Source organism: Phaeobacter piscinae (genome assembly GCF_002407245.1).
In the GTDB taxonomy this organism is placed as follows: domain Bacteria; phylum Pseudomonadota; class Alphaproteobacteria; order Rhodobacterales; family Rhodobacteraceae; genus Phaeobacter; species Phaeobacter piscinae.
This window is the reverse complement of the sequence record NZ_CP010681.1, coordinates 1076124-1098153: the sequence shown is the minus strand read 5'-3', so window position 1 is coordinate 1098153 and position 22030 is coordinate 1076124. Positions and strand designations below refer to the sequence as shown.

General features: G+C 62.9%; 20 protein-coding genes. 15 read left to right on the top strand and 5 right to left on the bottom strand.

Annotation, left to right across the window (positions count from 1 at the left end; genetic code table 11):
* Positions 1 to 123: 123 nt before the first annotated feature.
* Positions 124 to 759: a DUF998 domain-containing protein gene (locus tag phaeop14_RS05080; protein ID WP_096788937.1), complete on the top strand. Its 636-nt coding sequence runs from the start codon at positions 124 to 126 to the stop codon at positions 757 to 759.
* On the opposite strand, the gene phaeop14_RS05075 is transcribed toward phaeop14_RS05080, so the two are convergent.
* Positions 753 to 1103 (bottom strand): helix-turn-helix domain-containing protein, encoded by a 351-nt coding sequence (locus tag phaeop14_RS05075; protein WP_036767018.1) that lies wholly within the window; start codon positions 1101 to 1103, stop codon positions 753 to 755. The genes phaeop14_RS05080 and phaeop14_RS05075 overlap by 7 nt on opposite strands.
* 1 nt (position 1104) lies before the next feature.
* Positions 1105 to 1482 carry a hypothetical protein gene (locus phaeop14_RS05070; protein ID WP_027247597.1) on the bottom strand — a complete coding sequence of 126 codons (378 nt, stop codon included), beginning with the start codon at positions 1480 to 1482 and terminating at the stop codon, positions 1105 to 1107.
* A gap of 300 nt (positions 1483 to 1782) precedes the next feature.
* Here phaeop14_RS05070 and phaeop14_RS05065 point away from each other — a divergent pair, with 300 nt between their 5' ends.
* The 4 genes from phaeop14_RS05065 to rsgA all read left to right on the top strand — a co-directional run bounded on the left by phaeop14_RS05065 (position 1783) and on the right by rsgA (position 5971).
* A complete protein-coding gene (locus tag phaeop14_RS05065; protein ID WP_420874969.1) occupies positions 1783 to 3126 on the top strand; it encodes a DUF2927 domain-containing protein in 1344 nt (447 codons plus the stop codon).
* A 95-nt stretch (positions 3127 to 3221) separates the two neighbouring features.
* Complete coding sequence (locus phaeop14_RS19725) at positions 3222 to 3389, top strand: hypothetical protein (RefSeq protein WP_040177966.1); 168 nt, start codon at positions 3222 to 3224, stop codon at positions 3387 to 3389.
* 53 nt (positions 3390 to 3442) lie between these two features.
* Positions 3443 to 4627 carry a vWA domain-containing protein gene (locus phaeop14_RS05055; protein ID WP_040172931.1) on the top strand — a complete coding sequence of 395 codons (1185 nt, stop codon included), beginning with the start codon at positions 3443 to 3445 and terminating at the stop codon, positions 4625 to 4627.
* A 252-nt stretch (positions 4628 to 4879) separates the two neighbouring features.
* Positions 4880 to 5971, top strand: a complete 1092-nt coding sequence (gene rsgA / locus phaeop14_RS05050) for a ribosome small subunit-dependent GTPase A (protein ID WP_096788936.1) — start codon at positions 4880 to 4882, stop codon at positions 5969 to 5971.
* A gap of 91 nt (positions 5972 to 6062) precedes the next feature.
* Here rsgA and phaeop14_RS05045 read toward each other — a convergent pair whose 3' ends face one another.
* The 3 genes from phaeop14_RS05045 to phaeop14_RS05035 all read right to left on the bottom strand — a co-directional run bounded on the left by phaeop14_RS05045 (position 6063) and on the right by phaeop14_RS05035 (position 10244).
* Positions 6063 to 7928: an OmpA family protein gene (locus tag phaeop14_RS05045; RefSeq protein ID WP_096788935.1), complete on the bottom strand. Its 1866-nt coding sequence runs from the start codon at positions 7926 to 7928 to the stop codon at positions 6063 to 6065.
* Positions 7929 to 8051: 123 nt separating this feature from the next.
* The gene (locus tag phaeop14_RS05040) at positions 8052 to 9317 is read right to left on the bottom strand and encodes a vWA domain-containing protein (RefSeq protein WP_096788934.1); all 1266 of its coding nucleotides are present in this window, start codon (positions 9315 to 9317) and stop codon (positions 8052 to 8054) included.
* 15 nt (positions 9318 to 9332) lie between these two features.
* Positions 9333 to 10244: an AAA family ATPase gene (locus phaeop14_RS05035; RefSeq protein WP_167385684.1), complete on the bottom strand. Its 912-nt coding sequence runs from the start codon at positions 10242 to 10244 to the stop codon at positions 9333 to 9335.
* A 308-nt stretch (positions 10245 to 10552) separates the two neighbouring features.
* Between phaeop14_RS05035 and phaeop14_RS05030 the strand changes: the two genes are divergently transcribed.
* From phaeop14_RS05030 to radA, 10 genes are all read left to right on the top strand, one after another.
* Positions 10553 to 11620 carry a glycosyltransferase family 2 protein gene (locus phaeop14_RS05030; protein WP_096788932.1) on the top strand — a complete coding sequence of 356 codons (1068 nt, stop codon included), beginning with the start codon at positions 10553 to 10555 and terminating at the stop codon, positions 11618 to 11620.
* A gap of 215 nt (positions 11621 to 11835) precedes the next feature.
* Positions 11836 to 12795, top strand: a complete 960-nt coding sequence (locus tag phaeop14_RS05025) for a hypothetical protein (protein ID WP_040172924.1) — start codon at positions 11836 to 11838, stop codon at positions 12793 to 12795.
* A 102-nt stretch (positions 12796 to 12897) separates the two neighbouring features.
* Positions 12898 to 13938, top strand: coding sequence for a dihydroorotase (gene pyrC / locus phaeop14_RS05020; protein WP_096788931.1), 1041 nt, complete (start codon positions 12898 to 12900; stop codon positions 13936 to 13938).
* A 72-nt stretch (positions 13939 to 14010) separates the two neighbouring features.
* Positions 14011 to 14691: an orotate phosphoribosyltransferase gene (locus phaeop14_RS05015; RefSeq protein ID WP_040172919.1), complete on the top strand. Its 681-nt coding sequence runs from the start codon at positions 14011 to 14013 to the stop codon at positions 14689 to 14691.
* Between the two features lie 303 nt (positions 14692 to 14994).
* Positions 14995 to 16515: a replicative DNA helicase gene (locus phaeop14_RS05010; protein ID WP_040172918.1), complete on the top strand. Its 1521-nt coding sequence runs from the start codon at positions 14995 to 14997 to the stop codon at positions 16513 to 16515.
* A 277-nt stretch (positions 16516 to 16792) separates the two neighbouring features.
* Positions 16793 to 17830: an alanine racemase gene (gene alr / locus phaeop14_RS05005; protein WP_096788930.1), complete on the top strand. Its 1038-nt coding sequence runs from the start codon at positions 16793 to 16795 to the stop codon at positions 17828 to 17830.
* Positions 17827 to 18627: an MlaE family ABC transporter permease gene (locus tag phaeop14_RS05000; RefSeq protein WP_027247608.1), complete on the top strand. Its 801-nt coding sequence runs from the start codon at positions 17827 to 17829 to the stop codon at positions 18625 to 18627. The genes alr and phaeop14_RS05000 overlap by 4 nt, the downstream gene beginning before the upstream one ends.
* Entirely contained in the window at positions 18624 to 19370 is a 747-nt protein-coding gene (locus phaeop14_RS04995) for an ABC transporter ATP-binding protein (protein WP_040177957.1), read from the top strand. The genes phaeop14_RS05000 and phaeop14_RS04995 overlap by 4 nt, the downstream gene beginning before the upstream one ends.
* 637 nt (positions 19371 to 20007) lie before the next feature.
* Positions 20008 to 20454 carry a paraquat-inducible protein A gene (locus phaeop14_RS04985; RefSeq protein WP_096788928.1) on the top strand — a complete coding sequence of 149 codons (447 nt, stop codon included), beginning with the start codon at positions 20008 to 20010 and terminating at the stop codon, positions 20452 to 20454.
* A 177-nt stretch (positions 20455 to 20631) separates the two neighbouring features.
* On the top strand, positions 20632 to 21996 hold the full coding sequence (gene radA / locus phaeop14_RS04980) for a DNA repair protein RadA (protein ID WP_024097800.1): 1365 nt from the start codon (positions 20632 to 20634) through the stop codon (positions 21994 to 21996).
* Positions 21997 to 22030: the final 34 nt, after the last annotated feature.

Below are 22030 nucleotides of genomic sequence, written 5' to 3'. Positions count from 1 at the left end.
CAACACGAAGCGCTTGCGAGGACGCCTTGATATATGACGGTTTACGACTGACGTATCTGGTGTCCTCTTCTTGTGTGATCTGGGCGATCCGATCATTGTGTAGTGTTGCGGGGGGAGCGAGAATTGCGGCCAGGACCACTGCGTGACACCGCGTCATGGGCGCTGATTGCCCTGCCTGTGATCAGCGGGCTTTGGCTGGCCATTGGCGTGGGTGTGCTTGCGGCGCTCAGCCCCGGCTATTCCCATGTCAGCCATTTTATGAGCGTGCTGGGAGCCGCCGGGGCGCCCTATGCCGCCTGGACCAATTATGCGGTGTTCATCCCGACTGAACTGTGGTTCCTCGGCTTTCTGGCGCTGCTCAATGCGCGCCTGCCGGACCGACGGTTGACACGGCTCTCGCTGATCCTGCTGGCGACCTATGCGGGCCTGCTTATGCTGGCTGCCGGGCTGCCCTGCGACGCGGGATGTAACGGCGGAGACGACGGGCAGAGCGCGGTCCATATCGCGCATATGATTGCCGCAGCCGTGGCCTACCCGCTAGCGCTGATCGGCCTGTTCCTGCTGGTGCTGACCCTCCCGCAACCTTCGCTTTTGCGGCGCCTTGCGCTGCCGTCTTTGGCTGTCGGGGTCGGTCTGTTCGGCGCCATTATTGCTGTCCCGGAGGCACAGGGCCTGTTCCAAAGGCTGCTTGAGGCGTGGATCTACGCGCAGTTCATTGCACTGGGTGTCCACGCCGCCTTGTGCCTGCGCCCTCAGTAAGCCTCGCGCAGGAAGCGTTCGACGCGCTCTGGATCATCCTCAATCATGCGCAGCAGAATGCGGGCCGGGCGTTCCGGCAGGCGGCGGCCCTGCTCCCAGTTGCGCACCGAGCCGAGGCGAAAGCCGAAGTGGCTGCAAAACCGTTCCTGGGACATGCCGAGGGTTTTGCGCAGGCGTACAACGTCCACCATCGGCACCTCGCGGCTGGCCATGGTCTCCAAGGGCGTTTTACCGGAGATATCGTCCTGCATCTGCTGCAGCGCCATGGCATCACGGTCCGCCTCGCTTTGCTGGCGGATACGGCCGGTGCCTCTGGCCTGATGGTTTGCCTTATGCTCTGCCATATCAATTATCCTCCTTCAGCAGCGCCTTGATGCGGGATTTCACCACATCCAGCGCCAGATTGCCCACCGCCCGCGCGCCCTGCGCCATCAATCCCGACAGGCGCGGATCCCGCTGTCGGCGGTGTATTCTGAGCACATAGACCATCATCAGATCAGGACTGGCCTGATGGATGCGGTAGCGCAGCGTCAGATCCCCGGCGACATGGTGGTAATCTTCATCCGTCTTGCGCCCGATGGTGGGGTCACGCACCAGGGTGGCGATCAGCCGGGCCAGCTCATCCTCGTCCAGATAGGCGTGGATGGCGTCCTCGATCGCGACCGGGGTGATGCGGTAATCCACCCGCAGGCATTTCTGTGTCTCTTTGCGTATATACGCCATTGGCGTAGCCTTTTCAACCTGTCTCTGCGTTTGCCCCTGACCCGGGGCGGATGGTCCTGCCTCGCCCCACGGCAGGAGAGGTGTTGCCGGGGTGCCCTTCTCTTTGCGGCTCTGCTGCGCTATGGCCAGCCATAACATTGATTTTTAACCCTGTCTTGGCACAAGCTGGGGCTGTCCTGTCGCAGGAGAGATCGCTTGTTCACATTCCGGCCCCGTCTGTTGCCCGCTGGTCCTTCTGCCGATCCTCTTGCAGGGCGGCCCTCCCCCCTGCGGTGCTGGCGCGGATTTGCGGCGTTGGCGATGGTGGCGGCGCTGGCTGGATGCGGGGCTGAGACACGATATGCGCCCCCGAGCCGCACCGCTGCGGCGCTGGCGCCGCTGGCCCCGGCCAAGAGCTTTGCCCGCGCACATCCGGTGGCGCCGCAGCGGGCCAACAGCGATATTGCGCGGGATTTCCTCGATCTGCATTTTCAGCTGGAAAGCGGCACCGCCCTGCCCGTCTTTACCCGGTTTGAACACCCGATCACGCTACGCCTTATCGGTCAGCCCACCAAAAGCCTGAACCGGGATCTGGCGGCGCTCATGCAGCGGTTGCAGCGCGAGGCCGGGCTGGATCTGCGGCTGCTGGGCGGGGAGGCTGCGGGCCCTGCTGCCAATATCACCATTGAGGCGGTGCCGCGCAAAGCCATCCGCCGCGCCTCGCCCCGCGCGGCCTGTTTCGTGGTGCCCAATGTCAGTTCGCTGGCGGAATACCGCCGCTCCAAGCGCAAACCCCGGACCAATTGGGCCAATCTGCGCGCGCGTCAGAGGCTGGCGATTTTTGTGCCCAATGATGTGAGCCCGCAGGAGACCCGCGACTGCCTACATGAGGAGCTGGCACAGGCCATCGGGCCGCTCAACGATCTCTACCGGCTGTCGGATTCGGTGTTCAACGACGACAATGTGCATACGGTGCTGACCGGATTTGATATGTTGATCCTGCGGGTGGGCTATGCGCCCGAGCTGCGCAGCGGCATGACACGGGCTGAGGTTGCCGCCCGTCTGCCGGCCATTCTGGCGCGTCTGAATCCCGGTGGGGCTGGTCGGGCGGCCCAACCACTGCCCGCCACCTCGCGCGACTGGATCGACGCGACCGAGGCGGCGCTGACACCGGGCAGCAGCCGTGCCGTTCGGCTGCGGGCGGCGCATCGCGGGGCGGCGATTGCCCGTGATCTGGGCTGGCAGGATCACCGGCGGGCCTTCAACCACTATGTGCTGGGGCGCATTCTGCAACGGGATGACCCGGAACTGGCGCAGCAGCATTTCGAGACCGCGCTGATCTATCTGCAAGGACGCTATGACAGCCCGCTGTTGCGCGCCCAGATCGCGAGCCGCATGGCCGCCTTTGATATCATTCGCGGCGATGGCGCCATGGCACTGGCCCGCATCCGGCCTGCCCTGCCGGTGGCGGCGCGGGGGGAGAACGCGGTGCTGCTCTCCAGTCTGATGCTGCTAGAGGCCGAGGCGCTGCTGTTACAGGGCCAAACTGACGCGGCCTATGCGGTGAGACTGGACAGCCAGGGATGGGCACGCTACGGGTTCGGCCCGGATTGGGCGGTGCGCAGCGCGATGACCGAGATTGCGGCCCTTGCGCCGCCGCACTGATCTGCGGCTGGCGCAGCGCCAGCGGCGTCACAGCTTGACCCGGACCGGCACGGCCCCACCTGAGACATGAACATTCTTAACAGACGGACATCGGCATGATCGTAATCGGCGCATTGCTTCTTGGCGCACTTCTGGGGGTCCGCACGGCCCAAAAACGCGGCGGCAGCTTGGCAGATAAGCTGCAATATGGCGCTGCATACGCCATGGTTTTTGCTATTCTGGGGTTGTTTGCGACCATTCTCGCCGACCGTATGCTGCTCTGACGCAGCGCGCGGGGCGCAAGATGGCCGCCTGATCAGCCCTGACGGAGACTCAGATGTTTCAGCCTTTCTTTGAAAACCTGCGCAAGGCGGCGGTTCCGGTGTCCTTGCGGGAATATCTGACCTTTCTTGAAGGGATGAAAGCGGGGCTTGCGACCTATGATATTGATGCCTTCTACTATCTGGCGCGCGCCGCCATGGTGAAGGATGAGCGCAATATCGACAAGTTCGACCGCGCCTTTGCCGCGACATTCTCCGGGCTGGAGGCGATCCCCGCTGAGGCGGTGATGGAGGCCGTGGACATCCCCGAGGAGTGGATCCGCAAAATGGCGGAGAAGCACCTCAGCGAGGAAGAGCGCCGCGAAATCGAGGCGCTTGGCGGGTTTGAAAAACTGATGGAGACCCTGAAGGAGCGGCTGAAGGATCAGGAAAGCCGCCATCAGGGGGGCAACAAATGGATCGGCACGGCGGGCACCTCGCCCTTTGGCGCCTATGGCTACAACCCCGAAGGGGTGCGCATCGGCCAGAAGGAAAGCCGCCATCAGCGCGCGGTCAAGGTCTGGGACAAGCGCGAGTTCAAGAACCTGGATGGTGATGTCGAACTGGGCACGCGCAACATCAAGGTGGCGCTGAAACGTCTGCGCCGCTGGGTGCGCGAGGGCGCGGCGGAGGAGCTGGACCTGTCGGGCACCATCCGCGCCACTGCGGAACACGGCTATCTGGACGTGAAAACCCGGCCGGAACGGCACAATGCGGTGAAGGTGCTGTTGTTTCTGGATGTGGGCGGGTCGATGGATCCGCATATCAAAGTGGTGGAAGAGCTGTTCTCGGCGGCGCGCAGCGAGTTCAAACATCTGGAATATTTCTACTTCCACAATTGCCTATATGAAGGGGTCTGGCGCGACAACCGCCGCCGCTGGGATGCGCAGATCCCCACCCATGAGGTGCTGCGCACCTATGGGCCAGACTATAAGTGCATTTTTGTCGGCGATGCGTCGATGTCCCCCTATGAGATTGCCTATCCGGGCGGCGCCAATGAGCATTGGAACCCCGAGGCCGGTCAGGTCTGGCTGGAGCGGGCGCGGGCGCAATGGGCCTCGCATCTGTGGATCAACCCGGTGCCGGAGGCCTATTGGCCCCACACCCATTCGATCCAGATGATCCGGGAGATCTTTGCCGATCAGATGGTACCGATGACGCTGGCGGGGCTGGAACGCGGGATGCGGGAGTTGACGCGCTAAGCGGGATAGCGCGCGCAGGCCCCGCGCGGCGAAAGCTTGCCAAGTCACCCTGCCTCGGGTAGACCAAGCTCCAGAGAATTGGAGAGTTTATGTCCTGGTGAAGAAGGGGCGGCAGAGGCCACCCCGGTTTGCAGATTGCCCCGGAGAATGCCGCCTGCCCCTATTGGCAGGTGTCAGGGAAGATTTGCGCGACATTCATCAGACATACAGATCCGGGCCAACCCCGCGATCACACCAAGAAAGACATTCCCAATGACAAGGGACTATTCCCAATTCCTGAGCACCCCTGCGCCTGAAGACACCGCCGACAGCACGCGCCCTTTGAGCGCGCTGGAGCATCTTGGCTGGCAGGGGGTCTTCTCCCAGCAGACCGATCTGGACGAAATGGCGAGCCACCCGCCCGTGCGCATCACCGAAGTGAACCGCAACGGGCTGCGGGCCATGGGCGACGGCATCGACATGGTGATCCCCCCTGGCCCCGAGGCGACTGTGGGGGATTGGCTGATGCTGGACTCTGAGCTGCCAACACACAGCCGGGTGCTGGAGCGTAAAAGCCTGATCCGCCGCCGCGCACCGGGCAAGGATCGCAAGGTCCAGCTGATCGCCGCCAATATCGACACGATGTTTGTGGTCACCTCCTGCAATGCGGATTTCAATGTCGCGCGGCTGGAGCGGTTTATTGCCATGGCGTTTGATGCTGAGGTGACGCCGGTGATCGTGCTGACAAAAATCGACCTTTGCGAGGATCCGGCGGAGTATATTAGCCAGGCCAAGAGCATTTCCGATCTGGTGGAGGTGGTGCCGCTGAACGCCAAGAGCGCGGCCGCGCGCGAGGCGCTGGCGCCCTGGGTGCGGGCCGGGCAGACCATTGCCTTCCTCGGCACCTCGGGCGTTGGCAAATCGACGCTGACCAAGGCGCTTGGCGAGGATCTGGATATCGCAACGCAGGGCATCCGCGAGGATGACGCGCGCGGACGCCACACCACCACCCGGCGGCAGCTCTATTTCCTCGACAACGGCTGCGGCGTGCTGGACACGCCGGGGATGCGGGAATTGCAGCTGACCGATGCGGCCAGCGGTGTCGGCGATGTCTTTGCCGATCTTGAAGAGTTGGCGACACAGTGCCGCTTCCGCAATTGCGCCCATGAAGGGGAGCCGGGCTGCGCGGTGCAGGCGGGCATTGCCGCCGGTGAGGTTGACGCCAGCCGGTTGGACCGCTGGCGTAAACTGGCCGCGGAAGAAGCCTTCAATTCCGCCTCTCTGGCGCAAAAACGCGCCAAGGACAAAAGCTTTGGCAAGATGGTGAAAACGGCGAAAACCATCAAGAAGCGCAGCCGGAAATAGCCGCTATCGCAGGTTTCAAACCGACAGAAGGGCGCCCGATCTGGGCGCCCTTTGATGTGTTGTTCCAGGCTTGGATCCGCCAGCAGACCGATCAGTTACCGCCCTGCAGAAGCGGCGTGATCCGGCGCACGGCGGCGCGGCGATTGGCGCGCTCGGCGCTTTGGGTCGCCACCGCCAGATCGGTCTCACCATAGCCCTGCACCACCATATTTTCGGGCGGCACCTTGAAATACTCGGTCAAGGCCAGCGCGACACTCTCGGCGCGGCGATCTGACAGTGCGAGGTTAAAGGGGGCGGCACCGACCGCATCCGTGTGGCCTTCGATCAGGAACACCTCCTGCGGGTTCTGCGCGATCATCTCGCGCAGCGCATTGCCCAGCGCCGCCAGTTCTTCGGCCTCTGCTGCGCGGATCACGGCGGAGCCGGTTTCAAAGTTGATCGACTGCACGGTGATTTCCGGGACCAGTTGGCGGACCGCATCGATATTGCGGATCTGGCGCAGGGAGAAGCGGCGGCTGACGGCGGGGGCTTCCTTGGCAGCGAGCGCCAGCGCCAGCTCATCCGCGTTGATCGCATCGCTGCTGAAGGCAGATCTGCGCGGGGCGGCGGTGGGCAATTCGGACACCACCACATTGTCGGCGCGCTGGGTGTCATCGAACAGCACAACGCTGCTGCCATCGGTGAGCGTACGGGTACGGCGCAGAACGCGGCCATCGCGGGCGCGGATGGTTTCAACCTCCGTCCCGTCTTCGCGCACGACAACGGTGCGGGTGGAGCCATCCTTGAACTTATACGTAGTGACATTGCTGCCGGGCTGGCGCAGCAGGGCGTCGTCATTCTTGATCACCCGGTACTGGCCGTTTTGTTCCACCACCGCACGGTCACCGGAGTTGGTCACCACGGTTTCGCCCTGCTTCAGCAGCTGGCCAATGGCAACGGCGCCAAGCCCCAGAAGCGCGGCCTTCTGCAGCTTGCTGAGGCCGTCGTCCTCCTCTGCGGCTGGGGCGGCGGCTGCGCTGTTCTCAGTCGGCGCAGCAGTTTCCGCCTCTTCGGTGGTTTCAGCCTCGCTTGCGGGCGTGTTGACGGCGGTTTCAAATTCCTCATCCGAACTGCGCGCGGTGTCTTCGGTCACGGTTTCTTCCACCACCTCGGCCTCTCCGGTGGCGTCAGCGCTCGCGGCGGCGGCGGCGCTGTCATCCTCGGCCTCAACCTCAGCCAGCGCGTCAGCCTGCGCCTGACTGTCGAGTGGTTCGACCTCGGGTTGGGGTTCTGGCTCGGACGCAGGTGCAGGATCGGTCCCGTCCTCCGCCTCTGCCAGCGCTGCGGCCAGTTCGGTGTCGGAGGTGGTTCCGGCCTCAGCCGTACCCTCTGACGCGGTGGCGCCTGCTTCTGTGTTGGGCGCTGTGTTCACCCCATCATTGGCGACCGGCTCCACCGGAGGCTCTGCCTCTGCGGTGGTCTCATCTGCGTTCTGTTCAGCGGTTGTCTCTGCCGTCTCGGCCGGAGCTTCGGTCTGCGCGGTCTGAGAGGGGGCCGCGTTTGTGGCGGGTTCTGGGGCAGGTTCAACCGGAGCGGCGGCCTGCTCTGCCTCGGTCGGGGCTGCTGGCTCGGCCTGTTCGCCCGCCGCAGGTGCAGCCTCAGCCTGTTCAGCGCCGGCCATCAGTGCGGAGGAGGCAAGGGCGGGATCCAAACCAGCGTCCAATTCACCGGTGACATAGGCTTGGCAGAACTTCGCTTTGGCCCCTTTTCCCTTGCCCTTCAGGATCTCCCCTTCGGGGCTGATGCGCCCATTCTTGAGCCACCGTAGGCAGCGCTGCACCGCCTGTGTGATTTCTTCAGGGGCCATCTGGCTGAGGTCGGTCGGGTCCGATTTCGACTGCGCGGGGGCGGCAACCGGGAGAGTGAGAGAGACGATGACCGCCAGCGCGGTCGAGGATCTGAGAAGCTGCGAAACCATGCGGTGTTCCTTTCGCTGTGCGGTGCAAAGCCTAGAAACATAACCCGCGCCGGGGCAAATAAGTTGCTTGTGAGCGATGATTTTCGGCCAGAGCCTGCCGATCAGAGGTGGCGCTTATGTGCGTTATTCAGACGTCAACATCTGCATCAGCCGCCGTTTTTCGCCGCTGTCTTCCGCGCGGGTGAGGACATCCGCCAGATCCTGCAGCGCCGCAATCGAATGGCCTGCGCGAAAGCTGTCCACATGGGGCAGCATGGCGCGGATGCCGCGTGCCTTAGGCGCAAAGCCATCAAAGCGCAGTAATGGGTTGAGCCAGATCAGGCGGCGCGCAGAGAGATGCAGCCGCTGCATTTCGGCGCTGAGCTGATCGCTGTCGTCGCGGTCCAGCCCGTCGGTGATCAGCAGCACCACCGCCCCCTGCCCCATGACCCGGCGCGACCAGTCACGGTTGAAATCATGCAGGCAGGCGCCAATCCTGGTGCCCCCCTCCCAATCCTGCGCCTCTGCCCCGGCGGCGGCAAGGGCGGCATCCACATCGCGCTGCCCCAGATGGCGGGTGATATTGGTGAGCCGTGTGCCGAAGGTAAAGCCATGCACACGCGCCCAGCCCGGCCCCTTGCGATTGGCGACCGCATGCAGGAAATGCAGGATCAGGCGGGAATATTGGCTCATTGAGCCGGAGATATCGCAGATCACCACCAGATTGGGCCAGCGTAACCGGCGTTGAGCGCGTGCGAGCGTTGTGATCTCACCGCCCTGACGGGCGGCCTGCGCCATGGTGCGGCGCCAGTTGATGCGGTTGCCAGCGGCGGAGGCGATCAGGCGGCGGGACTGGATGGGGCGGATGGGCAGCTGCATCTTGGCCAACATCCGCTTGGCCTCGGCGACTTCGGCGGTGCTCATCTGCTCAAAATCCAGTTGCCGTAGCCGTTCCTCCCGCGACATGGTGAGTTCGGCGTTTAACTCCAGCTGCTCCGGTGGCTCCTCCCCCTCCGGCTGGTCGGGGCGATCCGGTGCCTCGGCACCATCCAACAGCGCCTCGGCGGCGCGTTTCTGGGCCGGCTTTGCGGCTTTTTCCTCCTGCGTGCCGCGGATCGCGGGCAGCATCGCCGCCATCATATGCTCCAGAAAGCGCGGATCCCGCCAATAGAGCCGAAAGATCTGTGCAAAGACCTGACGATGTTCGGGTTTGGAGACAAAGCAGGCGTGCAGGGTCCAGTAGAAATCCTGCTTCGAGGTGAAGCCCGCCGTGGCCACCGCCGCGACGGCTTCGGCCACCCGGCCGGGGCCGATGGGAAGCCCGGCCCGCCGTAAGCCACGCGCGAAATGGGTGATATTCTGCGCCAGCCGGGGGGCCTCCGGCAGCGGCAGCGGCGGGTATTCAGGCATCAGCGCAGGTCCGCATCATCCTGTAGGACCCAGCGTTGCGCGCGCCTGATCCAGAATGCGCTTCGCCTCGGAGCCCTGCAGGCGGCTGATATCATCCTGATATTTCAGAATGGCCCCCAATGTGTCGGCGATCACCTCCGGCGACAGATCAATGACATCCAGCGCCAACAGGCAGTTGGCCCAGTCAATTGTCTCGGCAATGCCCGGATGTTTGAAGAGATCTTCGGTGCGCAACGCCTGCACAAAGGCCACGACCTCCTGCGACAGACGCGGCGCCAGACCGGGCGCGCGGGCGGTGAGGATTTCCATCTCGCGGTCAAAATCCGGGTAATCCACCCAGTGATAGAGGCAGCGCCGTTTCAGCGCGTCATGCACCTCGCGGGTGCGGTTGGAGGTCAGGATCACGATGGGAGGTTCCGGCGCCTTAATGGTGCCGAGTTCGGGGATAGTGACCTGAAAATCGCTGAGCGCCTCCAGCAGGAACGCCTCAAACGGCTCATCGGTGCGGTCCAGCTCATCAATAAGAAGAATTGGCGCGCCAGCGGGATCGGGCTGCATCGCCTCCAGCAGCGGGCGGCGGATAAGATAGTCGTCGCTGAAGAGTTCCGCCTGAAGAGCCGCGCGATCACGCGGTTCACCAGCGTCTGCCTCGGCGGCGCGGATGGCGATCATCTGGGCCGCGAAGTTCCATTCATAGACCGCGCTGGAGGCATCCAGTCCTTCGTAGCACTGCAACCGGATCAAGCGACGGCCCAGCGCGGCGGCGAGGGTCTTGGCGATCTCGGTCTTGCCCACACCGGCTTCGCCCTCCAGAAACAGCGGGCGACCAAGGCGCAGCGACAGAAACACCACCGTCGCCAGTCCCCGGTCGGCGACATACCCGGCCTCCGTCAGCAGGGTTTCCACCGCATCAATGGAGCCGGGCATTCCGCGCGCGCCGACCGGCGCCGAGGGGCCGGCAGCGTGACTGGTGGGATGGCTGACAGGATGGCTGGTGGTCTGCGGTTGGCTCGGCTTCGTCTGCTGCGACATCTGGCTCCCCTTTAGCTCTGCCCAAGAGGCCACGGCGATGGAAGCGGGTCAAGCGGCTGGTCATGCCACTTTGGTCCCATAGGTCATCCGCGGACGATGCTGTGCCCGGCTTCCGGACACATTGACCGGCCTGCGCTGCAATGCGATGACAGAGACACGCCATCGGCCCAAGCGGGTCCGGTACAGACGTGGCAGGAGACAGCATGCGAACACTGGCCGTGACATGTGTGAAAAACGAAGGCGCTTTCCTGCTGGAATGGATTGCCCATCACAAGGCGGTGGGTTTCAGCGATATCCTCATCCTGTCCAACGACTGCGCGGATGGCACGGACCGGATGCTGGATCGGCTGGATGAGTTGGGCCATGTCACCCACCTGCGCAACGATGGTCCCTATGACAAGGGCGGCATTCAGTTCACCGGGCTGAAGAAGGCGGACAAACACCGCCTGATGCGCAAGGCCGACTGGGTGATGGCGCTGGATGTGGATGAATTCGTCAATATCCATGCAGGCGAGGGTCGGCTGGCGGATCTTCACGCAGCGCTGCCCGATGCGGATGCCATCACCCTGACCTGGCGGCTGTTCGGCAATGGCGAGACGGTGCGCTATCAGGACCAGCCGGTGACCGACAGCTTCACCCGCTGCGCGCCGGAGGTGATCCACTGGCCGTGGCGCGCGGCCATGTTCAAGACGCTCTATCGCAACGATGGCACCTATCGCAAACTGGGGGTGCATCGCCCGCGCAGCCCGGACGACGGCGCCAGCCTAGAGGAGTTTCGCTGGTTCGATGGTTCCGGGCGGGAACTGGATCAGGGGTTCAAGACGCAGCGGGTCTATTCCAACTACGGGCAGGCAAATTTCGATCTGGTGCAGCTGAACCACTATCCGCTGGGGTCCATGGAAAGCTATGTGCTGAAGGCCGAGCGGGGGCGGGTCAACCGTCCGGGCGATCTGGGGATGGATTACTGGGTTGAACGGAATTTCAACACCGATGAAGATGAGAGTATTGCCCGCTATCGCCCTGCCCGCGAGGCCATTGCCGATCTGCTGCGCGAGGACGCCAAGCTGCAAAAGCTACATGCCCGCGCGGTGCAATGGCGCCACGAGCAGTTTCGCAGATTGATGCAGCAAGAGGCGTATCGGACGCTGTTTTCGCGGCTGATGATGACGCCGCCCTCACGGCTGATCAGCCCCGGCACCGCACGCACGCTCACCGGCTTTGCCACGCTGGGCCGCCATGGGGCACCGCAGGGCGGCGACAAGAGCGACTGATCCGGCGCAATATGGCGGTCGGCGCCGCAGAGCAGCCAGTCAGACGGCAGGACATGGGATATATGGCGCTGGCCTTAACAGGCATCTTTTTCAACGAAACCCGCGCCGATGGCCGATAAACCGGCCTTACAATTTCCAATTTTAGCCTTATTTCGCCCTTAGATGTTGCCAGACGCAAACCCGTCCGAACAAGGGCGGGACAAGAGGACGATGCAATGCAGCAGGATACATTGGACACGCTGGACGAGGACCTGTCGGGGCTGAAACCCGCGCAGTGGCAGGCCCGTATGGCCGCCCTGGCCGAGGAAAACGGCATGTATCAGCCGCTGGGCAGCCGTCACTTTGCCAGTTTCATTGATCAGGGCAATACGCTGCTGGTCAGTTTCGAGACCATCCAAGGGATCCACAACCTGTCGGATGTGGCGCAGCCGCTGGGGTTTGATCTGGTAAAGAACCTCGGCTGGTCGCACCTGTGCATCATCTCCAATGGCGACACCTGGTTCCGCAACGAGCGTATCTACGGGTTCTTCGACCAGCTGGTTGACGACGGCTTCTTCGATGAATTCGACAAGGTGGTGTTTTATGGCGCGGGCCCGTGCGGCTATGCGGCGGCGGCCTTCTCTGTTGCGGCCCCCGGCGCCACTGTCGTGGCGGTGCAACCACAGGCAACGCTGGATCCGCGTCTCACTGATTGGGACGATCGGTTCAGCGAGATGCGCCGCGTTGACTTCACCGACCGCTACGGCTTTGCCCCGGATATGATGGATGCGGCCAAGCAGGGTTTTGTCATCTATGACCCGCGTGAGCGGCTGGATTCGATGCATGCCGCCCTGTTTGCGCGCAAGAATGTGCTGCGGCTGCGCACGCCGCATCTGGGCGACACCGTTCAGACGCGGCTGATTGAGATGGAAATCCTCTATAATATCCTCGCTCTGGCTGGGGCGGACCGGCTGACCGAGCGGCAGTTTTACAAGCTCTACCGGGCCCGCCGCAGCAATGGCCCCTACCTGCGCAAGTTGATGGCCCGTCTGGAACAGGATGAACGCCCCTATCTGATGGCGCTGCTGTGCCGCAATGTGACCAGCAGGCTGCGCGCGCCCCGCTTCCGCCGCCGTCTGGAGGCATTGCGCAAAAGCGCCGCAGACGGCCAGATCAAACTGCCCCCTGAACGGTAAGGGCAGCCCGGCGGCGCCCGGTGCATAAGCCGGTCCCGCCAATCGCTGTCGCAGGTGATGCCGTTGCTTCCCCTGCGCGCGCCCCTGTGCTAGGCGGGCGCCATGACCGTTCAGCTCACCATCCCCCGCCCCGATGACTGGCATCTGCATCTGCGCGACGGCGCAATGCTGACAGCCGTTCTGCCTGAAACTGCCCGCGATTTTGCCCGCGCAATCATCATGCCGAATCTGGTGCCGCCGGTGGTGACAGGGGAACAGGCCGCAGCCTACCGCGACCGCATTCTGGCCGCCCTGCCCGATGGCATGACGTTTGAGCCGCTGATGACGCTCTACCTGACTGAGGACACAGATCCGGCGGATGTGGCCGCTGCCCATGCCAGCGGGTTGATCAAGGCCGTGAAGCTCTACCCGGCCGGGGCGACCACCAATTCCGCCTCTGGCGTCAGTGATTTCGACAAGGTGCGCGGCGTGCTGGAGACCATGGCCGAGATCGGCCTGCCGCTCTGCACCCACGGTGAGGTGACGGACCACGACATCGACATCTTCGACCGCGAGGCGGTGTTTATCGACCGGGTGCTGGATCCGATCCGTCGCGCCACCCCCGGTCTGCGTGTGGTGATGGAACATATCACCACCAAGAACGCTGCCGATTATGTGACCAGCCAGGACCAGGACCTTGGCGCGACAATCACCACGCATCACCTGATCATCAACCGCAACCACATTCTGGCTGGCGGCATCAAGCCGCATTATTATTGCCTGCCTGTGGCCAAACGCGAGGAGCACCGTCTGGCCCTGCGCGCCGCTGCGACCTCTGGCGACAAGCGGTTCTTCCTTGGCACGGATTCGGCGCCCCACACCGATCCCAACAAACTCAGCGCCTGCGGCTGTGCCGGCTGTTTCACCGCCCCCAACACCATGCCGCTGCTGGCGCATGTGTTTGAAGAAGACGGCGCGCTGGACAAGCTGGCAGGTTTTGCCTCTGAGAATGGCCCCGCCTTCTACCGCCTGCCGGTGAACAGCGCGCGCCTGACGATGGAAAAACAGGATAGCCCGGTCATCTTCCCCGAGCAGGTCAGCACCGAGGAAGGCCCGGTTACCGTCTTTGATCCCGGTTTTGATGTGTTCTGGAAGGTCGCCTGATCTTCTGGCCCCAAATATCCCCGCCGGAGGCTTCTGCCACCGGCGTCTCGCGCCGACCAAAAGGATGATAGAATGATCCCCTCCTCCTACCCCTCCCGCGAAGAAATCGCCCGCCTCTCTGCCCGCATGTTGCTGGAGATCGGCGCGGTGAATTTCAACACCGACACGCCGTATACGCTGGCCTCCGGCCTGCCCTCGCCGAGCTATATCGACTGCCGCAAGCTGATCTCCTTTCCGCGGATCCGCACGACGCTGATGGATTTCCTCACGGTCACGGTGATGCGCAATGCCGGTTTTGAGGCGTTTGACAATATCGCGGGCGGTGAAACGGCCGGCATCCCCTTTGGCGCATTGGTGGCGGAACGCATGGCGCTGCCGATGACCTATGTGCGCAAAAAACCCAAAGGCTATGGCCGCAATGCCCGCATCGAAGGGGTGATGACCGAGGACCAGCGGGTGCTGCTGGTGGAGGACATGACCACCGACGGTGGCTCCAAACTGTCCTTTGTCGATGCGATCCGCGAGACCGGCGCCACCTGTGGGCATACCGCGGTGATTTTCTATTACGACATCTTCCCCGAAACCACCCAGCGCCTCGGCGACCACGGTGTTGAGCTGCATTACCTGTGCACCTGGTGGGATGTCCTGGCTGAAGCCAAGGCGCAGAAGAGCTTTAGCGCCGAAACGCTGGATGAGGTGGAGACATTCCTGAAGGATCCGCGGGCCTGGCAGGAGGCGCATAAATCCGCCTGATCACCCTCTGTGTGACGTGCATCTTATCTGGGGCGGCCTGTGGACAGGGTCGCCCCGAATCAACTTGGAAGCAAGCAGATCAGCGCAGATATAGACAGCTTCCCAGAATGCACCGCATCATATAGACTGCCCAGACCCCAACCCGGCTTCTGTAGAAACGACACACAGGTCAGCCTGCGGATATCCACAGGCTGTTCACAGCTTATCCTCAGAGTTTTCCAGATAGCCAGACCGAGCGCCCCGCCGGTATACACAGGCCAAATCACGCAGGCCACATAACGTCGGCCGCAGACGAGAGCAGCGATGAACGATATTACGCCTTTTGATCCCAATCTGCCCGCCGCCCCGGAGCCTGCTGCCAATGGCGAGGCGACCGGCGACGACGCCAGCATCCTGCCGCACTCCGTTGAGGCTGAACAGCAGCTGCTGGGCGCCATCCTGACCAACAACGACGTCTATGATCGCATCGCCTCGATCATAACCTCGGCGCATTTCTACGACCCGGTCCACGCCCGCATCTACGAAATTGCCGCCGCGCGGATTTCCAAGAATGCGCTGGCCTCGCCGGTGACGCTGAAGGCCTTCATGGAGGATGACGAAGGGCTGAAGGAGTTGGGCGGCCCGGCCTATCTGGCCAAGCTGGCGGGCGCATCCATCTCGGCCTTTGCGGTGCGCGACTATGCGCAGATGATCTATGATCTGGCGATCCGGCGGGAACTCATCGCATTGGGGCGCAGCATTGCGGACAAGGCGCGCCGGGTCGATGTGGCCTCTGAACCCAAGGAACAGATCGTCGAGGCGGAACAGTCGCTTTATAAACTGGCCGAACAGGGCCAGACCGAAAGCGGTTTCAAATCCTTCCTCAAGGCGGTTACCGAAGCGGTCAATGTCACCAACGAGGCCTATCAGCGCGGCGGCGGCATGGCGGGGATTTCCACCGGGCTGGCCGATCTCGACAAACAGCTGGGTGGTCTGCACCCGTCGGACCTTCTGATCCTGGCGGGGCGTCCCTCGATGGGGAAAACCTCGCTTGCGACCAATATCGCCTTCAACGTCGCCAAGGCCTATAAGCGCGGCCAGAAACCGGATGGCACCGAAGGCGCCGTGGATGGCGGCGTCGTTGGCTTCTTCTCACTGGAGATGTCCGCCGAACAGCTGGCGGGCCGTATTCTGGCCGAAGCCTCCGAGATTTCCTCGCATAAGATCCGCCAGGGCGACATGACCGAGGAAGAATTCCGTCGCTTTGTGCAGGCGGCCAAGGATCTTGAGAGCTGCCCGCTGTTCATCGATGACACCCCCGCCCTGCCGATCTCGCAGCTGGCGGCCCGCGCGCGCCGTCTGAAGCGGACCCATGGGCTGGATCTGCTGGTCATCGACTACCTGCAGCTCTGCCGCGGCATGGCCGAGAACCGGGTGAATGAAATCGCGGAGATTTCCATGGGGATGAAGGCCATCGCCAAGGAGTTGAACATCCCGGTGGTTGCCCTCTCCCAGCTGTCACGTCAGGTCGAAAGCCGCGAAGACAAACGTCCGCAGCTGTCGGATCTGCGGGAATCAGGCTCGATCGAGCAGGACGCCGACGTCGTGATGTTCGTGTTCCGCGAGGAATACTATAAGGAACGGGAAAAACCCGGCGATCACGAATTGGACAAGATGGAAGAGTGGAAGCAGGCGATGGAACGCCTGCACGCCAAGGCCGAGGTCATCGTCGGCAAACAGCGTCACGGTCCCATCGGCACGGTTGAGCTGGCCTTTGAGGCGCAGTTCACCCGCTTTGGCAACCTCGCCAAGGCGTGGCAGCAGGATCACGCGCCGGAGTATTGATCCGCGCCCCAGCACCAGGACCGCAGCGCGCCGCCGGGTCCACACGCCATTGATCCCGGCGGCTGGACCCGGCGGGGCGCCTTTAAACGCGCCCTGTCACCTTTCCTTAAATACTCAAAATTCCCGCGCTAGCCCCGCAGGCTGACGCGTGCAGGGGGCGCCCACGCCGCCCGCCGCAACCCCAGGCCTGGGCGCGAAATCCGCCAACCGCCCCCTCGCCGGGGCCGGAATGCGGTTTCCCCCTTGACCCCTGTGCCCCCCGTGTCATGAACAGCGCATGACGACTGCTAGACTGACACTCAATCTGGATGCGCTGGTGACCAACTGGCGCAACCTCGATGCGCTGACCAATTGCGAAACCGCCGCGGTGGTCAAGGCCAACGGCTATGGGCTGGACGCAGGCCGCGTCGGCAAGGCGCTGGCCAATGCCGGCGCGCGCAACTTCTTCGTGGCGATGGCAGAGGAAGGCGTGGCCCTGCGCCGCGCCATCGGCCCCGGCCCCGGCATTTCAGTGTTTGCCGGCCATATGGAGGGCGACGCAAAGCTGCTGCGCGATTTCCAGCTGACGCCGATGCTGAATTCGCTCGACCAGATGCTGCGCCATTTCGAGAGCCTGCCGGGCCATCCCTTTGGCGTGCAGCTTGATACCGGGATGAACCGTCTCGGCATGGAGGCCGCCGAATGGGCCGCTGTCCGCGACATTGCCCTGAGCCAGGGACCGGTTCTGTTGATGTCGCATCTGGCCTGCGCCGATGAGGCCTCGCACCCGATGAATGACCATCAGCTGCAGACATTTGTACAGATGACAGAAGGTCTGGATCTGCCCCGTTCTCTTGCCGCCACTGGCGGGCTGCTGCTGGGGCGCAACTACCACTTTGACCTGTGTCGTCCGGGCATCGGGCTTTATGGCGGGCAGCCTTATGGCGATGCGCTGCCCGTGGCGCAGCTGGACCTGCCGGTGATCCAGATCCGCAGCCTCGATCCGGGCGAAACCGTGGGCTATGGCAACAGCTGGACAGCGCAGCGCCCCAGCCGCATCGCCACGGTCGCAGCCGGGTATGCCGATGGTCTGCACCGCGCACTGGGCAGCGGCCAGATCCAGGTCTACGCAGGCGACACGCCCTGCCCGGTGGTCGGCCGCGTTTCCATGGATCTGATCACTGTCGATGTCAGCGACCTTGGCGACGATCCCAGCCACCTCAGCATCCTCAACGAGCGCCAGACCGTGGATACGCTGGCACAGGCTGCGGGCACCATCGGCTATGAAATCCTCACCTCTCTCGGCAGCCGCTACGCACGGAGCTATACTGGATGAGCACATCTTCGCGTCTCTCTCCCCTCAGCCTGATTGCGCGGCTGGGACAATTGGTCCTGGCCGGTCTGGGCGCTGTGGGGCGGGTGACGCTCTTTGGTCTGTCCACGTTTAGCCATATGCTGCGGCCGCCCTACTACCCGCGTGAGCTGCTGAATGCGCTGTTGCAGGTGGGCTGGCTGTCGCTGCCGGTGGTGGGCCTCACGGCGATTTTCACCGGGGCGGCGCTGGCCTTGCAGATCTATGCGGGCGGCGCGCGTTTCAACGCCGAGGCAGTCGTACCGCAGATCGTCGCCATCGGGATGGTGCGCGAACTTGGACCGGTGCTGGTTGGTCTGATGATTGCCGCGCGCGTCACCTCCTCCATCGCGGCTGAAATCGCCACGATGAAGGTGACAGAGCAGATTGACGCGCTGGTCACACTGTCCACGCATCCGATGAAATACCTGGTGGCGCCCCGCGTTCTGGCCGCGCTGATCACGGTGCCGGTGCTGGTGGGCGTTGGCGATATTATCGGCATCATGGGCGGCTATGTGGTCGCGACGCAAAACCTGGGCTTCAATCCGGCGGCTTATCTGAAGAACACCGTCGATTTCCTTGAACTGCGCGATATCGTCTCCTCGCTGGTCAAGGGGGCGGCCTTTGGCACCATCGCTGCCACCATGGGCTGCTACTATGGCATGCAATCAGGCCGCGGGGCGCAGGGCGTGGGCCGCGCCACCAAAGGGTCGGTCGAGGCCGCAGCCGTCCTGATCCTTGCTGCCAATTTTGTCCTCACAGGGATTTTCTTCTCGCTATGATCCAGATGAATGACGTCCATAAGGCCTTTGGCGACAACCGGGTCCTGCAAGGCATGACGCTTGAGATCCCCAAGGGCAGCTCCATGGTGATCATTGGTGGCTCCGGCACCGGGAAATCGGTCGCACTCAAGAGCATTCTGGGGCTGATCAAGCCGGACAGCGGTGAGATCCTGGTTGACGGCAAGCCCGCCGACAGTGGTGACCGCGATAAGTTTCTTGCGCGGTTTGGCATGTTGTTTCAGGGAGCTGCACTGTTTGACTCCCTGCCCGTCTGGCAGAACGTCGCCTTCCGCCTGCTGCGCGGCTCACTAAAGCGCCCTGTGGATGAGGCGCGCGCCATCGCCATTGAAAAACTGCGCCGGGTGGGGCTGAAGGCCGATGTGGCGGACCGCCTGCCCGCAGAACTGTCGGGCGGCATGCAGAAACGTGTCGGGCTTGCCCGCGCCATTGCCGCCGAGCCGGAGATCATCTTTTTCGATGAACCGACAACCGGCCTCGACCCGATCATGTCCGGCGTGATCAACGACCTGATCCGCGAGATCGTGGTCGAGATGGGCGCGACGGCCATGACCATCACCCACGATATGACCTCGGTGCGCGCCATTGCCGACAATGTGGCGATGCTGCATGGCGGGGTGATCCAATGGACTGGTCCGGTGGCAGATATGGACCAATCGGGCGATCCCTATATGGAGCAATTCATCCACGGCCGCGCAGAGGGGCCGATTGAAGCGGTGCGGTGACAGGCCCGATGGAAGGCTTGCTAGCGCTCCTGTTATTAGCTTCTCCCTTTGTGGCTGCAGCGGTTACAATGTGGCTAGGGATGAAGCTGCAACGAGAGACAGTGCATCAAAAAGTAGGAGTTAGGTTGGTAATTCTGCCACCGATGACGCTGCTTTGGTTGGCTGTTCTATTCTTCATACTAGCAAGCGGTTCCGATCTAAGGCGACATTTGTCGTGGCAGGTTCATTTCGTGACACTTGCCGCATTCCTAGCTGTCGAGTTTTCACTCATCCGCACGATAATAGTCGGCCCATTTCGCCTGCATGCAGCAGGTGCGGCGGCGCTATGCGGTCTAGCTGGGTTTGCCATTTTTACAGCGATCTTTCTCTAAGCTCTCGGTCATCTGGAGGTTAAACAGCGCATACTTCCTTTTTTGTCCAAGCCCCCCGCTAACCGCATTCAACACGAAGCCAGTGCCTGTTCGCGGTCGTATGCGCAGCGCCCTCCGTTTTACCGCGGCCAAATCTGTGACTTGACGGTGGCGGACGGGCGCTGGCCGGGCCGCAAGCGACCTTGCTGAAAGAAACCTATTGCTTCCCCCTTTCCAATTTAGCCTGAAACGCACAAGTGTTGACCACCGCAAGACAAAGAGCCGCCATGACCCTCCGCCTCCTCACCCTGTCGCTCCTGATCCTCTACCCCGTCGCGTGGTTCGCGCCGTTGATGCGGGCGGGGTTGTTGCCGATCTTTGGCCTCAGCGAGATTTCGGTGATCACCGGGTTGCAGAGCCTATGGGGCAGTGACGTCATTTTGGCGCTGACCGTCACGGCTTTTGCGATCTTTGCGCCGTACCTCAAAACCATCGGGCTGGCGCTGGTGCAATGGGGCCTGCTGGACATGCGGGTACAGCCAGTTCTGCATGTCTTGGGCAAGCTGGCGATGGCGGATGTGTTTCTCATCGCGCTTTATATCACGTTGGCCAAGGGGATTGGCTACGCGACGATTGAGACCGCCTGGGGGCTTTATTTGTTTACGGGCTGTATTCTGGCGTCAATTGTCCTGTCTCTTCTGACTGCGCGCCATCTGCGCCAACACGGCAACTAGAAACCGGGCGCTGCCCCCGGCTTTCGGCCTGCCCCAGGATATTTATCGCCAGAAGATGTTCTGTGCGCCCTCATCTTCTGGCCCGAAATATCCCGGAGCGCGAGGCAGACCCTCGCATGCCCGGTCTGAGGCGCCGCAGCGCTTGAACAAACCGGAAACATCTGCCACAGCTAACGCATGGCTAAAACATCCTACTCCTGCTCTGCCTGCGGAGCCTCCTTTTCAAAATGGTCCGGGCGCTGCGATGGCTGCGGCGAGTGGAATTCCATCACCGAAGACAAAGGCCTGTCCAAGGGCGGCCCTGCGTCGAAATCCCTCGGCATGCGGCGGGGCAAAACGATCCCGCTGAGCGATCTGGCAACAGAGGAAACACCGCCGCCGCGCACCTGTTGTGGTGTGGGCGAGCTGGACCGGGTTCTGGGTGGTGGGCTGGTGCCTGCCTCTGCCATTCTGGTCGGCGGGGATCCGGGGATCGGGAAATCGACGCTGTTGTTGCAGGCGGCAGCGCAGTTTGCCCGCTCGGGCCTGAAGACGATCTATGTCAGCGGCGAGGAAGCCAGCGCTCAGGTGCGGATGCGCGCGCAGCGGCTGGGGTTGGCGGAGGCACCGGTCAAGCTGGCAGCGGAAACCAACCTGCGCGATATTCTGACCACGCTGGAGGCGGAGCGGCCGCAGCTGGCCATCATCGATTCCATCCAGACCATGTGGGCCGATCATGTCGACAGCGCGCCGGGGTCCGTGAGCCAGGTGCGTGCTGCGGCGCATGAGCTGACCACATTCGCCAAAACCAACGGCATCTCCATCATCATGGTCGGCCATGTCACCAAGGAGGGGCAGATTGCTGGTCCTCGCGTGGTCGAACATATGGTCGATACTGTGCTGTATTTTGAGGGCGAACGCGGGCATCAGTTCCGCATCCTGCGCGCCGTCAAGAACCGCTTTGGCCCCGCAGATGAGATCGGCGTCTTTGAGATGACTGGCGGCGGGTTGAGCGAGGTTCGCAATCCCTCCGCACTCTTCCTGTCAGAGCGCGGCACCCCCTCGCCCGGGTCGGTGGTGTTTTCCGGTATCGAAGGCACCCGCCCGGTTCTGGTGGAGATGCAGGCGCTTGTTGCACCCTCGCCGCATTCGCAGCCGCGTCGGGCCGTGGTGGGCTGGGACTCCTCGCGCCTGGCGATGATCCTGGCCGTTCTGGAGGCCCGCTGCGGCATCCCGTTTGCGGGGCTTGATGTCTATCTTAATGTTGCCGGTGGGATGAAAATCTCGGAACCGGCGGCGGATCTTGCGGTGGCAGCGGCGCTGCTGAGCGCGCGCGAAGACACCGCGCTGCCGGCAGATACGGTGGTATTCGGAGAAATATCGCTCTCTGGTGCCCTGCGACCGGCCCCTCAGACCGAAAACCGGTTGAAAGAAGCGCAAAAACTTGGTTTCACCGCAGCCATAGCTCCAAGTGGTGGCAAATCCGTCGCGGTCCCCGGACTTGCGGTGCGACAGGCCTCTGATCTCGCCGGTTTTGTTGGCGAGTATTTTGGGGCTGGCTAAAGTCGCAAGAATTCTAATCGCAGGTTAACGGGCG